Genomic DNA, 12,482 nt, shown 5'->3' with positions numbered 1-12,482 from the left:
GCTTAATGCAATTCGAAGCGGAACGAATAGGAGAACCATTGGCTTCCAAGCCCTTCTTTGGGTTCGAACCGCCAATTTTGAATGGCCTGGAGCGCCGCCAAATCAAGATCCCTATGTCCTGAACTAGTGGTTATGCCAGGGTCAATGACATGGCCTTTATCGGTAATTTTAAATTTCAAGGTGACTTTTCCTGTACGTTCCTCCCAGCGTGCTTCTTCCGGATAATCGGGTTGCCTTGATTTCAATAAAGGGGGTAATAAAGAAGGGCTGGCCGGAAGATTATCCGTTATGTTTGGATGGATAGGCCGGGGCGTTGAAGGGGGCTGGTTATTTTCTGTAGCGGCACGACCATTGGTTTTAGTTTTTGTTAAGGGTTGTTGAAAGCGTTGGCTTGGGGCGGTGGCTCCGGTATTTGGCAAATAGGACAAATCGCTGGCCGCCGCATTTTTTTGCATGTCTATGCCTTGGCCCAGCCAGCGCTTTAATGATGTTTCCGGTGCCGTAGCGGGTGGTTTGGCAATGCTTTTAAGCGTTTTTTGCCGTCCTGCTTTCGGTGTGTCCGTACCTTTCCGTACCAATACGGTTGATTGTGGCCGTTTGGGGGCCGTATTTTTGGGGGTTGGCCGTTTTTCTGAAATAGGCAACCGGTGTTGGCTTTGCTGTTGCGCAATCGCCAATTGGGGGGGCATTCGGGATGACGGCGGGGTTAGCGCAACAGTTATTGAGTTTATAGCCGTTGCGCCGTTTAAGGAGGGAGGCTGGCCCGCGAAGGGCGGGGTATTCCAGATGGCCAATGCCGCGCCGTGCAACACAATGGAGACGACAAAAGCAGGGGATAAAAAAGGCTGTCTGGTTTCGTAAACCGTTGGTTGGCTAGAGGGATAGGTGGTTTGGCCAAAGGGCTTTTGCCAGTATGCTACCGGGGCCATCAGCTTTCCTGGTTAAAATTTGATTGAATAACTGGCAACGACACTGCGTCCTGCGGCATACAGCCCGGAACCATGGGACTTGTATTGTTGGTCAAATATATTCTCAAAAGTCAGCGACAAGGTTTCGTTTTTAGTCCGTTTGAAACCGGATTTTAGGCTAAAAACCACATACCCAGGGGTGCCGCCTTGGGGGATCCGCAAATCAGTTTTATCGCCGTTGGAAAGCTCATCCTGTTCTTTTGCGAACAAAGTGTCCAATTCCACCCATGCTTTTGGGTTATGGGTATAACGCATCTGCAATGTGCCGTTGAGCGGGGGAATCCGCCGCAAAGGAATATTTTTATCATCCCGTCCTTCCGTCCATGTCATGGACGCACCCACGCGCCAGTGTTGGTCAAACTGGTGGTTGACGCCGCCTTCAACCCCTTCAATGGTCGCATTGTTGACGTTCCGGCGTTGTTTTACGGCTTTGCCAAGGGAGTCAAATGTGTCCACCCGATCAATGAGGTTTTCATAATCGGCATAAAAATAGTGCAAATCGGCAAATGTGGAAGCATTTAAAAACTTCATGCCGACTTCATAGTTAAGCGATTCTTCAGGTTTCAAGCTGGTATTGGGGATTTCTGTGCTGAAATCGACCCTACCGAAAAAATCTTCCATATTGGGCGCGCGGTACCCTTGGGAAATACCCGCCAAGAAATTGATTTCCTTGGTGATGCCATAAAGCCCTTGCAGGCTTCCGGTCAGTTGGTTGGTTGCCAATGCCAGTGTTTTCTTGCCTTCTGTCGGGTGGTCCAGTTCCCCTTCGGCGGAAAATTGGCTGTAACGGCCGCCTGCTATGATATTGGCACGCTCGGTCAGTTTGATTTCGTCTTGGGCATAAACGCCGAGGTTGTCGTACGTTGCTCCGTTAGGCACACCGGGTTTGATGCTTTTGACCACCATTGTCGCCAGATCCGTGCTGGTTTTTTCGGTGTTGTAATCATCATGATAGGACTCGACACCGTAAGTGACCCGATGGGTGTTGCCCAGCAAGGCATTGGTAAACTGGATTGATGTGCCAATCGTGCCGACATCAGTCAGTTCATTGGTTTGTATCGGTAGTTTGGCGATAATGTCCTCGCCTTCTTTTTGGAGGTTGTAAGAGACGTTAAATTTGAAGTCGTCAAACCAATCTAAAGTGCTGTCGCGGAATTCGATAGTGCTGAATGTGCGTTCTTGGGGTTCGTAATTAAATTTGACTTTACCGTCCAGTGTCACTTCACTGGTTTTAGGGACATCCAATTGCCGGGTAAATTGCAGGTTAAGCAGCAACTCCCGGCCAGGTTTAAATTGCTTGTTAAATTTTACATCGGCATCGTATTCGCGATAGCCACTAGGGACTTGATCCCCCATGTCATTGCCTCCTTGCAGGTCGTCATAGCTTTTCGCCGAGCCGCTGGCAACCCAACCAAAATCGTTCCAATTGCCTTCGCCTTGCAAGCGTGTGGCATAGCCCCCCACTTCACCGGCATAGGATGTTCCTGCCGTCGCACTATCGTAAGTTGCGCTGACCAAACCATTGGCAGCAAAGGGGTCGAGAAAATCAGTCCTTTTTTTAGTGATGATGTTAATGACGCCGCCCATCGCGTCGCTGCCGTACATAACCGAACTGGGGCCCCGGACGACTTCGATGCGTTCGATGAGGTTCGGGTCAATGGTGTTTAAATATTGGTGCGGGCCAAAGCGGTAAAATGAATTGTTCAGGCGTATCCCATCAACTAATATCAATACCTGTTTACCACTCAAGCCCCGCATAAAAGGGGCGCCACCGCCAAGATTGGTTTTTTGGATAAAGACACCCTCGGCATTGCGGAACAAGTCTGGCGTCGAGGTGACATTGGCTTCTTCTATTTGCTTGTCATTGATGATGGTTATGGCTTGAGGCGTGTTGAAGACATCGCGTTCAACCCGGGTCGATGTGACGACCACTTCTGGAGTTTTTCCTTCCGCTTGCAGTAACGGTGACAGGGCCGACAAAACACTGGCGGCCATGCTGATGGCTGGTTTTTTGGGGGGCATAAAAATTCTGATGAGTGATAGTTTTATCCAAAAAAGGCGCTAGCAAAGGTTGCTAGCGCCTCCGTTTACCGATCTTTCAATATCGTTTAACGGCTAGCCACCGAGCTTTTGCAAATGCCTTGAGAGGCGGCTTGATGCTTTTCTAACAGCGCCTGACGGTTGCCCCTCAGGTCTTCACCACCACGGACGCTTGGGTAAGGTACGGAATCGCCTTTCAAACCAGCCCATAACGCACGGTTGAAGCGCTCTTCATCGAGCTTATCTTCCGTTGCGAAGTTTTGGCCGGCCATTTTCTCATTCCAATAACTTGCAGTACGCAAAGGTTGGCTTTCACAGGCGGTTTTACCAAAACCAACTGCAGCCACTTGTTTGGCAGGTAGGGGCAAACTGGTGGTGTAAAGGATCTCAGGGACTTCAGCTTTATAGGCCCAATCCTTTTTATTCACGTCAAAGACATCCATGAACTCGGCCAAACCGTCGTTGATGCCTAATGGTTTCAAGCCCATAATTTCTGTCATGGTATGGATCAAGTTGACAGTCGTATATTTGGTCGAAACCAAAGCGCCTTTTTTCACATAAGGCCCCGCGATAAAAGCCACGCTGCGATGGGGGTCGACATGGTCACCACCCCCTTGGGCATCATCTTCAACGATAACCACTAAGGTGTTGTTCTTGAACGGGCTGTTGGCGATTTTTTCAATGACTAAGCCAATGGCATAATCGTTATCGGCCATTTGGGACTCAACCGTATTCACGCCAAATTTGGCCGTAGAAAAGTTGCCGAAATGGTCATGTGAAAAACGGACAAGTGACAAATTAGGCAATTGGCCGTTAGCGGCATATTGGTCAAATTCACGTTCCCATTCTTTGAACAGGTAGAAATCCGCATTGGATTGGTCATAGCCACGGAAATAAATGTCTGTGAACGGCGCCAACGATTTATTGGTGGCGACCGCCTGGGGTACGCCTGCCGCAAAAGGATGGGCAAGCGTTGCTTCGGTCATGGTGCTTGAATTGCCCAAGTTGCCTACGTAGAAACCGTAGTTGCGTATAGTTTTGCCGGCACGCAATGCGGCATCCCATAAATAGCCAGTGCCCGCCTCGCCTTCGATTGGATCGGGGGCGGCGACATCAGCCGTGCCAGCCAGCAAATCAGGGTCATTAGGCATAGAAGGGTTAGATGCCATACGCTCTTCGATGGTCGCTTGGGCAACATTGATATTACGGTTGGCCCCTTCCCAATCGTAACTTAAGCCGCGGCCTGCATAATTGACAGGTTGGGTCTTTTCGGTGAAGTCGGTGGTTCTGGCAGCTGTCGTCCAGTTCCAGCCCACCCCTGAGGTTTCCCCGCTGTCATAAAAATTATCCAGCAAGAAGTTTTCCATCGCCAATTTTTTATGGTTGGGGGCGTAGGGGGACAAAATAGCCAGGGAAGGGTCGCCGTTGCCAATGGCAAGGTCGCCAAACACTTGGTCATAGGTACGGTTTTCTTTAACGATATAAATCACATGTTGGATTTTTTTGTGGAGAAACCCCGCCACTTTTTTTAGTTCCCTTTGGGGTTTGACTACTGGAAAATTACTGTTTATGGCGACCCTCAACGTCAAACCAGCCAAATCAGTTGGGTTTGGCAGGGGCAACGTCAGCAAGCCCGCTTTTTCTAATTGCCAGACGTATTGGTTGGCTGCATTGCAGGGGGCTTGTGAACCCGGCGCAATAGACAAGGTATCGCGGCAACCGTCCGGATTAGGGCCGGCGTTGCTTTTGGCGTTGATGACAAACAAGCTACGGCCATTTGAGGCTACCGCGCTTGGATACCATCCTGTAGGGATTAATCCGGCGACTTGGCTGCGGCGTGACTTTTTATCGCTCAATTGGATCACGGCCACGGAGTTGGTGCCGCCATTCGTGACATACAAGGTTGTTTCGTCTGGGGATAGCGCAAGGTTATTGGGGTTGGCGCCTTTTAAGCCAACTCTATTGGCGAATATATACCTTGGTGCGATAGTCGGGATGGTTTCGATGATGCCATCGGTGGCGGTGTCCAGAACTAGAACAGCGTCATTGTTATCGCTGGCGACAAATAACTTTGACATTGCTTTGTTCAAAGCCATTTTGTTGGGTTGGCCGGCGGTTTTGATGCGTTTCAAAATGCCAAGCTTTTCAGTATTGATGTCAACGGCAATAATTTCCCGGTCCCGTTGCACAGTGACATACGCTTTATTGTCACCTTTAAATTTGATTGCGAATGGGTAAGTGCCACCAGGAACGCCGCTTAACGTTGGATCAACCTTACCTGGACGTAAATCCAATTGGTCAACGACCACACGGTTAGCCAAATTGATGAGGCTGATGGAATCATTTTCATAATTGGCGACTAACAAATGGGTTCCGCTGGCGCTGACTGATAACCCGGCAGCCATCGGGGAAACGAAGAGCCCTTCACCTTTGTTGTTATGGCCTAGCGCGATAGGCGTACCGTTTTCTGCCCAACCTGTCCCTGAATTGCCATAAACGTGGACGTTGTCATCCACACCCCCGCTGACGTAGAACTCTTGGCCATTTGGGTTCCAAGCGATGCCGTTGAAAGTGTTAGGTATTTGTATGGCCTGTTTTTTAACAGGGGCGCCGCTGGTGATGTCGTACACAAAAATGTATTCATTTGATTCTTCTGCAACCCGGCCTGCCAGGTTATTCATCCGGTTAAAACCGCTAGTCAAAACCAGCAGGGTCTTACCATTTGGGCTGCTTGCCATATCCACCGCGTGGTCGGCCAAATATTCAGGGCGACTAGGTAAATCAGGGTTTAGGGTTTGAAAAACTGCGCCACGGGCGGCGGTTGGCGTAATCTTCATACCGGTTGGTATGAATTCTGATTTTGCAAAAGCGGTGCCGAAACCTGTGGTAGCGAGCAATATGCCTGCACATATCAGCCGATACTTAAAATTACTTTCCTGGGTATCCCCTTGACTGGAGTAAACACTATATGTTGTGGTGAGTTGGTTTTCGTCCACGGACATTTTTCTTGATAGTTTCGTAAGTCACGGCATCGGTCAACACTGCTTGTTGGAGTAATCGATAAAAAAGTTTTCCGCGGTGCCGTGAAGTTCGTCGATTGAATCGAAATGTATATTCATCGAGATAATACTCAAGATGCTCATGAGCAACCGCCCCCTGCAAAGTACCACCTAGCCATCGTTTCATCAGGCTGGCAACCAGATTACAAGCAGGCAACAGATTGTCCCCAACCTCAGCATCAGTTCGAACCACTTTGTGAATGTACCCACGATTGCCAATTTGGTTATAGCCAGCCCATCCATCCGTTCGAATCACGCTCCCTGGTTCAACCGTATCCTGAATGGCTTTTTCTAAAGATTCTGCCGAAGCATCTTCTATTCGTTTCAGTCGTATGCGCCCCAATTTTTTTCCGTCAAGTTGCGCAACCATAAGAATCAATACCTTACCACTGGCGCCACGTCCGCGTTTTCCGTCGTGTTTTACACCACCCACAAAGGTTTCGTCGATCTCAACGTTCCCAGATAAACGATCACGGCCTTGCCTAACCATGGCGCGACGCAATTTGTGAAGCCATGTCCACGCAGTTTCATAGCTACCAATACCAAGCATACGTTGCAGTCCTTTGGCGCTCGCACCATATTTCTGCCCTGTGACCCACCAGATTACCCGAAACCAAACCATCAACGGCTTCTTTGTCCGTTCAAAAATTGTTCCTGCCGTCACTGATGCTTTGTAATCGCACGATCTACACCAATGAAGCCCGTGATCAATTAACCAAGCTTTTCGATGACCGCAACGCGGACAAACAAAACCATCAGGCCATCTCAACTCACACAAATAATGCCAGCACGCTTCTTCGGTGGAGAAGCGTTCCTCAAATTCAGCCAACGTCTTCGGGTAGTCGTCCATGGATGACAACACTACCGATAGTAGTCACTCCAGTCAAGGGGATACCCAGGATTACTTTTTTTCATCTTGTTACCCATAATTGTAGTTAGAGGACAAAGGTTTGCTATGTGTTTTGCGCATAACAAAAACATTGTAGGCAATCAAGATTTCGGGAAATTGACGGGTTTGTGATGTTTTGATGACATAACTTGTCCGTTAGTACGGTGCGGTTTATCTCCGCATCCGTTGTTGGCCCCATACCAGGAGAAGGCGAAAAAACGCTTGGAAGCGGTTTCGCCTGTCCGTATGGGGGAAGGGTGGCCATTAGCGGCAAATAATGGCTTCCGGTCTTAGGTTCTGTTGACGTTTGTCGAATAGGTTAAGATTATCCGATTTGGATGGCATGAACCGAATAGAGCTGAGTGATGACGAGTGGGGCCGCTTATTGGCGTTCTTAAAACAATTGCCGTGCATCCATGTCGGCTGTCCCGAGCAATGCAAGCGGTTCGTTGGGGCTTGCCTGTGGATATTACGTTCGGGGGCGCAGTGGCGGGTTTTGCCGCCAACGTACGGCAAATGGAACACCATCTTCAAACGTTTCTCGCGCTGGTGCGCGAATGGGGCTTGGGAGAAACTCCTCGGATATTTTTCCGAAGCCGCTGATTTACAGGATGTTTCCATGGATGGGTCGGTAATCAGGGCACATGCCTGTGCGGCAGGGGCGGCAAACAGCTCCGCCAAGGAAGAGGCGTTGGGGCGTTCCAAAGGTGGCTTTGGCTGCAAGATCCATGCGGTCTGTGATGCCTTGGGGCTACCGGTCAGATTCATCCTGACGGGCAGCCAAGGGGCGGAGTGCAGGCAGGCTATCCCCTTGTTGGAAAACCTCAGTGCCCGCGCCGTTTTGGCGGACAAGGCCTACGACACCAATGCCTTACGGGAGTGGTTGGAAATACGGGGGATAAAAGCCGTCATCCCGCCCAAATCGAACAGGAAAGAAGAAATTGACTGCGATTATTGCCATTATAAGGAGCGGCACGTCATCGAATGTATGTTCGGCAAGCTCAAGCACTACCGCAGGATTGCCACCAGATATGAGAAAAAAGCCATTAATTACAGGGGGATGTTGTCATTTGCCTCCGTGCTCTTATGGCTACGATGAAACGTCAACAGAACCTAGGTCATCAGGGATCAATGTTTCGGCGCAGGCCGCCGGATTATTTTTTAAAAAATAGATTGATGATGGCGGTCAACACCAGGCTTACGACAATCATTGACGTGAGGGGGATAAAGACGAAGCTGTTTTCGTTTTGTATCCTAATATCACCGGGCAACCTGCCGAACCAGTTAACAAGCCAGGGAGCATACCTTAAGGCCAGGCCCAGCAACAGGATTGCCGCCCCTAATGTGATTAATGTGTTGCTGATGCCCATTTTTTTCCTCAAGGTTCATGGAAACAAGGCTGTGCAGCCCTTCTTGCCGGTTTATTGGGCCACAGGCATCTGCCCATCAAAAAGCCGGGTTATTCCCTTAATAATGCCTGCACATCGGCTTCCAGTCCGGGGTAATGGCCAAATTTGCTGGCTCTCAATATCCCGCGTTTGTCCACTAAAAGCTGGGATGGCGTACCCTGTAAACCGAACAATTCAAAAGTTGCCGCACGGAACGCCAGTGCATGCAAGTATTGCCTTACGTGTTCACGGGTTTGCTGCTGGACGATGGCCGGTTGTTGTTGGAAACTGGCAAAACGGTGGTCAAGAAAATCAGTGATCTCGCTATCGCTTGCTTCACCCTGCTGTTGCTGCAGGTGGTCCATCGCCACGGGAAAAGGGATGCGGTAGGGCAGACCGCCATCAACAAGTTGCCCGTATTCTGCCAAGAGTTGCCGCGTCGCACCGATGGCTTCGCCTTTTTGCAGTAAACGCCGTAAATTCTCCAGCGTATTTTTATCAAAATCTTCAAATGCCGTCGCTATGCCAAGCACTGTCAGTCCCTGGGGGTGGTGGCGTTGGTGCAAGCCTATCGCTTGCGGCAATGAATAAATGAAGCAGCCCGGGCAATTGACCTGAAAAACTTCGAGCAGCACGACATTGCCGGATAATTCATCAAAATTGACTGGCTTCCCCTGTACCCATTCGACATCGGGCAGTGGCGGTGCGGGTTGGCCTATTTGGGCTTTGGGCATGGTTTTTTTCCAATAATTATGGGGTGTTTGCCCCTCCCACTAAGGATGCGGGCTTTTTTGCGCCTCATAAAGCGCCGGGGTGACCCCGGCCTGTGCCAGATAGTCACGTATATGCTTGACCTCCGGTTTGCTGAACACGCCCCCGTGATGGGGGTGGTGCAAAAAGCCTTCGACATTGTTCAGGACCACCCGGAAACGGGCGCCATGGCCGGTTTCGACGCTAGCCCCCAAGTGATGGAGCAGGGATTCGACATCGCGCCAATGGATATTGCCGCTGATAGGATCATGGAAAATAGCGGACAGCAAATTTGAATGTCGGCTCATGTGAGTATCCTCCCTAGGCGTTTAGGACGTTATGTCCAAAGGATACGCCTGTAACGCCTTGCTGCGCAACAGCTTGCTGTGCCAGATCCTGCTTATTGGGGCTTGGATTTGGGATACGGGCGGAAGCCTGCTAAAGTTAAGGCAAGATCGCCGGACATTAACGAAAGTGATCCTGCAACAAGCCCTTTATTTAGCCTTGCCTTTGACATAGAATGATTCCGATCCTTAAAACGGCCTTTATGTAACTAACGAAACATTCAAACTGACCCTACAACATGGAAGCGTTTATCCACCCGACTTTAGCCAAACTGTGTGATGGCATCAAAAACTTCCAGCAGCGTGCCTATCAGCTGGATCCCCTTAAAATGGCAAACCTGATCAAGCACGGGCAACAACCTAAGGTGTTGCTGGTCGCCTGTAGCGATTCCCGTGTAGACCCCGCGTTGTTAATGGACGCCGCCCCAGGCGACTTGTTCGTGTTGCGTAACGTCGCCAACCTGGTGCCGGCTTATTGCATGGAAGGGAAGCATGATGGCGCACGTTCGGCAATTGAATATGCGGTCCGCGATTTGCAGGTTGAGCACATCATTGTCTTGGGCCATGCCCATTGCGGTGGCATCAAATGCTTGCTTAGCAGCCTCACCGGCAAAAAAAACCAGCGTGATTTTTTGGCGGATTGGGTGTCGATAGCGATGGACAGCTGTTACCGTTACGTCATCGGCCAACTGGACGAACCCGAAGGCGGCCAAGGCTGCTCGGTGCGGGAAGTGGACATGGAGAGCTTATGCGAGCACCAACATCTGGTTGAGCGTGCCGCGATCCGTGGCTCACTGGATAATTTGTTGACTTATCCGTGGATAAAAGAACGCATTGACGCGGGCAACTTGCAAGTGCATGGCTGGTGGTTCGATTTGGAAAATGGTGATTTATGGGCGACCAGTGCCGACAATTCGGCCTTTTTGCCCGTCCTAGACTAGGCCGTTTCCCTCGCCAGCATGCGTAAACCCGAAAACATCCTTTATGGGACGGGCGACAAGCCCCCCTTGCAGATACTGCTAGTCCTTGCCCTGCAACAAATGTCGTTTTTGGGCGTGTATCTGGTCATATCGCCGTTGTTTGCGCGGGAATTGGGGCTTGATCCGCCGCAATCTTTGCAGCTGGTTTCGGCCACCTTATTGGCTTCGGGGCTAGGCGTGTTGTTGCAGACCGCCAAGATATCTGGCATCGGTTCCGGGTATTTCTGCCCATTGCAGGCCACTTCCTCGACATTTGCGGGCCTGATTTTGGTGAAAACCCACAGCGGCTTAAGCGCCGTGTTCGGCATGGTCGGTGTGGTGGGATTGGCACAAATGGCTTTTGCCTGGCTGTTCCAACGGCTTAGGGGCGTCCTGACCGTGCAAGTGGCGGGGCTCGCCGTCTTGCTGATCGGCCTGGGCTTGGGTTATTACGGGATCAAGTTAGTGCTGGAAGCCGATGCCGGCTTGGAACTCCAGCAACAAGGGCTATTATGTGCGCTGACCCTAGGCACGATGATCGTCTTTAATGTCTGGTCGTCCGGCTTCCTACGTTTGTTTTCGGCATTTTTGGGCTTGTTGGCAGGGTTTATTGGCAGTTACGCCCTGGGAGCCATCCCGGACAGCGATTGGGCCGTTTTCCATGATGCGCCCCTGTTCTATTTGCCTAGGCCTATGAATATCGGTTGGAGCCTAGACCACCATGCCATCCTGCCGGCAATTATCACGGGCTTATTCCTCGCCTTGCACGGTTTTGGTGCCTTGGTCGCCGCCCAGCGCTTCAATGATGCCGATTGGAAACGCCCTGATTTGCAATTGGTCAAGCAAGGCATTCTCGCCGAAGGGCTTACCAATGTCTGTAATTCCTTCCTGAATGGCCTTCCTTTGACCTCCAGCGGCGGTGCGGTCAGCCTGGCGGCTTCCACGGGCTGCACCAGCCGCTATTTGGCTTATTGGCTGGCGGCGCTCATGGCGGGCATCGCCTTTATGCCCAAAGCGATAGTGTTTTGGCAAATATTGCCTTTGCCGGTGATGGGCTCGGCGTTGATTTTTTTGGCCTCGTTCACCGCCTTGTCAGGGCTGCAAGTGATCGCGTCCAGGTTGCTGGACAACCGGAAAACCTTGGCTTTGGGTATCGGTTTGATTTTGGGGGTCAGCTACGAGCCGGTGTTACGCCCGTTTCACCAGGCTTCCGCCGAAGCCCTGAAAACCCTGTTGTTTTCAGGGGTCAGCCTAGGGGTTTTTGTGGCGGTCGTGCTTTCGGCGCTGTTCCAAATCAGGAACCACACGCGTGAACAACGCACCTTTGATGCCCAGCACAGTTCCTTGGACGAAGTCATCGTGTTTCTGGAACAACAAGGCCGGATTTGGGGGGCGCGCCCCGAGATTGTCCGCCGCGCCGAACATGCCACATGGCAGGCTTTTGAAATCCTGACCGAACATGGCCTGCTGGACAGGCAAGACGGCGATAGCGACAAAATCCGCTTACAAACCATATTTAACGAGTATACTTTCACGGTCATTTTAGGCTACAGCGGCAAGGTCTTACCGTTAATGACCCACCCGCCTAGCCATGAAGAAATGCTCAATGACGAAGGCGCCGTGTTGCAAATGGCAGGATACTTGCTTCATCGTTTGGCTGACCAGGTCAGGGCCCGCCACGATGGCGAACGTTGCGAATTACGTTTGATATTTAACGATTGATTTTATAAAAATACACAAGGGGAACAGGTCATTATGTTAACGATTTCATCGGCGCGCCGGGGCGGGTGCCTAGTTATTGTTTTGGCGGGACGGATAGATGCCGCTAGCGCAAAACAGCTGGAACAATATTGTCTGGAACAGATAGGCAACGGTGAAATACGTTTGGTGTTCGACTTTGCCGCCGTCAACTATATCAGCAGCGCCGCTTTGCGGGTGTTCCTGCTGGTGGCGAAACGCTTGGACACGCTCAAAGGCTCGGTGAAATTGTCCGCGCTTAACGCCACCTTACGGGATGTGTTTGACATCAGCGGCTTCAGCAAGCTATTTGCAATCACCGCAACTGTAGAAGAAGCCCTCTAGCTG

The 12,482-nt window shown here is 50.9% G+C and carries 12 protein-coding genes; 5 read left to right on the top strand and 7 right to left on the bottom strand.

Annotated features, from left to right (window positions below; genetic code table 11):
* Positions 1–2: 2 nt before the first annotated feature.
* The 4 genes from METMI_RS0100345 to METMI_RS22840 all read right to left on the bottom strand — a co-directional run bounded on the left by METMI_RS0100345 (position 3) and on the right by METMI_RS22840 (position 6,917).
* Positions 3–929, bottom strand: coding sequence for an energy transducer TonB (locus METMI_RS0100345; RefSeq protein ID WP_019864163.1), 927 nt, complete (start codon positions 927–929; stop codon positions 3–5).
* 12 nt (positions 930–941) lie between these two features.
* On the bottom strand, positions 942–2,990 hold the full coding sequence (locus METMI_RS0100340) for a TonB-dependent receptor plug domain-containing protein (protein WP_019864162.1): 2,049 nt from the start codon (positions 2,988–2,990) through the stop codon (positions 942–944).
* 86 nt (positions 2,991–3,076) lie between these two features.
* Complete coding sequence (locus METMI_RS0100335) at positions 3,077–5,845, bottom strand: bifunctional YncE family protein/alkaline phosphatase family protein (protein ID WP_019864161.1); 2,769 nt, start codon at positions 5,843–5,845, stop codon at positions 3,077–3,079.
* Between the two features lie 127 nt (positions 5,846–5,972).
* Positions 5,973–6,917 carry an IS1595 family transposase gene (locus METMI_RS22840; RefSeq protein WP_083930123.1) on the bottom strand — a complete coding sequence of 315 codons (945 nt, stop codon included), beginning with the start codon at positions 6,915–6,917 and terminating at the stop codon, positions 5,973–5,975.
* Positions 6,918–7,299: 382 nt separating this feature from the next.
* Between METMI_RS22840 and METMI_RS0100325 the strand changes: the two genes are divergently transcribed.
* On the top strand, positions 7,300–8,055 hold the full coding sequence (locus METMI_RS0100325) for an IS5 family transposase (protein ID WP_019864159.1): 756 nt from the start codon (positions 7,300–7,302) through the stop codon (positions 8,053–8,055).
* A 55-nt stretch (positions 8,056–8,110) separates the two neighbouring features.
* Here METMI_RS0100325 and METMI_RS0100320 read toward each other — a convergent pair whose 3' ends face one another.
* The 3 genes from METMI_RS0100320 to METMI_RS0100310 all read right to left on the bottom strand — a co-directional run bounded on the left by METMI_RS0100320 (position 8,111) and on the right by METMI_RS0100310 (position 9,402).
* The gene (locus tag METMI_RS0100320) at positions 8,111–8,326 is read right to left on the bottom strand and encodes a DUF2905 domain-containing protein (RefSeq protein ID WP_019864158.1); all 216 of its coding nucleotides are present in this window, start codon (positions 8,324–8,326) and stop codon (positions 8,111–8,113) included.
* 89 nt (positions 8,327–8,415) lie between these two features.
* Positions 8,416–9,078 (bottom strand): TlpA disulfide reductase family protein, encoded by a 663-nt coding sequence (locus tag METMI_RS0100315; protein ID WP_019864157.1) that lies wholly within the window; start codon positions 9,076–9,078, stop codon positions 8,416–8,418.
* A gap of 39 nt (positions 9,079–9,117) precedes the next feature.
* The gene (locus METMI_RS0100310; RefSeq protein ID WP_019864156.1) at positions 9,118–9,402 is read right to left on the bottom strand and encodes a hypothetical protein; all 285 of its coding nucleotides are present in this window, start codon (positions 9,400–9,402) and stop codon (positions 9,118–9,120) included.
* A gap of 31 nt (positions 9,403–9,433) precedes the next feature.
* Between METMI_RS0100310 and METMI_RS0100305 the strand changes: the two genes are divergently transcribed.
* The 4 genes from METMI_RS0100305 (at position 9,434) to METMI_RS0100290 (ending at position 12,479) form a co-directional block, all read left to right on the top strand.
* Positions 9,434–9,613, top strand: a complete 180-nt coding sequence (locus METMI_RS0100305; protein ID WP_019864155.1) for a hypothetical protein — start codon at positions 9,434–9,436, stop codon at positions 9,611–9,613.
* 64 nt (positions 9,614–9,677) lie between these two features.
* Positions 9,678–10,379 carry a carbonic anhydrase gene (locus METMI_RS0100300; protein WP_019864154.1) on the top strand — a complete coding sequence of 234 codons (702 nt, stop codon included), beginning with the start codon at positions 9,678–9,680 and terminating at the stop codon, positions 10,377–10,379.
* Positions 10,380–10,397: 18 nt separating this feature from the next.
* Complete coding sequence (locus METMI_RS0100295) at positions 10,398–12,119, top strand: uracil-xanthine permease family protein (RefSeq protein ID WP_019864152.1); 1,722 nt, start codon at positions 10,398–10,400, stop codon at positions 12,117–12,119.
* 33 nt (positions 12,120–12,152) lie between these two features.
* Positions 12,153–12,479 (top strand): STAS domain-containing protein, encoded by a 327-nt coding sequence (locus METMI_RS0100290; protein ID WP_019864151.1) that lies wholly within the window; start codon positions 12,153–12,155, stop codon positions 12,477–12,479.
* The last annotated feature ends 3 nt before the right edge of the window (positions 12,480–12,482 follow it).

The organism is Methylovulum miyakonense HT12 (genome assembly GCF_000384075.1).
Taxonomy (GTDB): Bacteria; Pseudomonadota; Gammaproteobacteria; order Methylococcales; family Methylomonadaceae; genus Methylovulum; species Methylovulum miyakonense.
The sequence above is the reverse complement of the archived record's forward strand: the minus strand, read 5'-3'. Positions and strand labels throughout refer to the sequence as shown.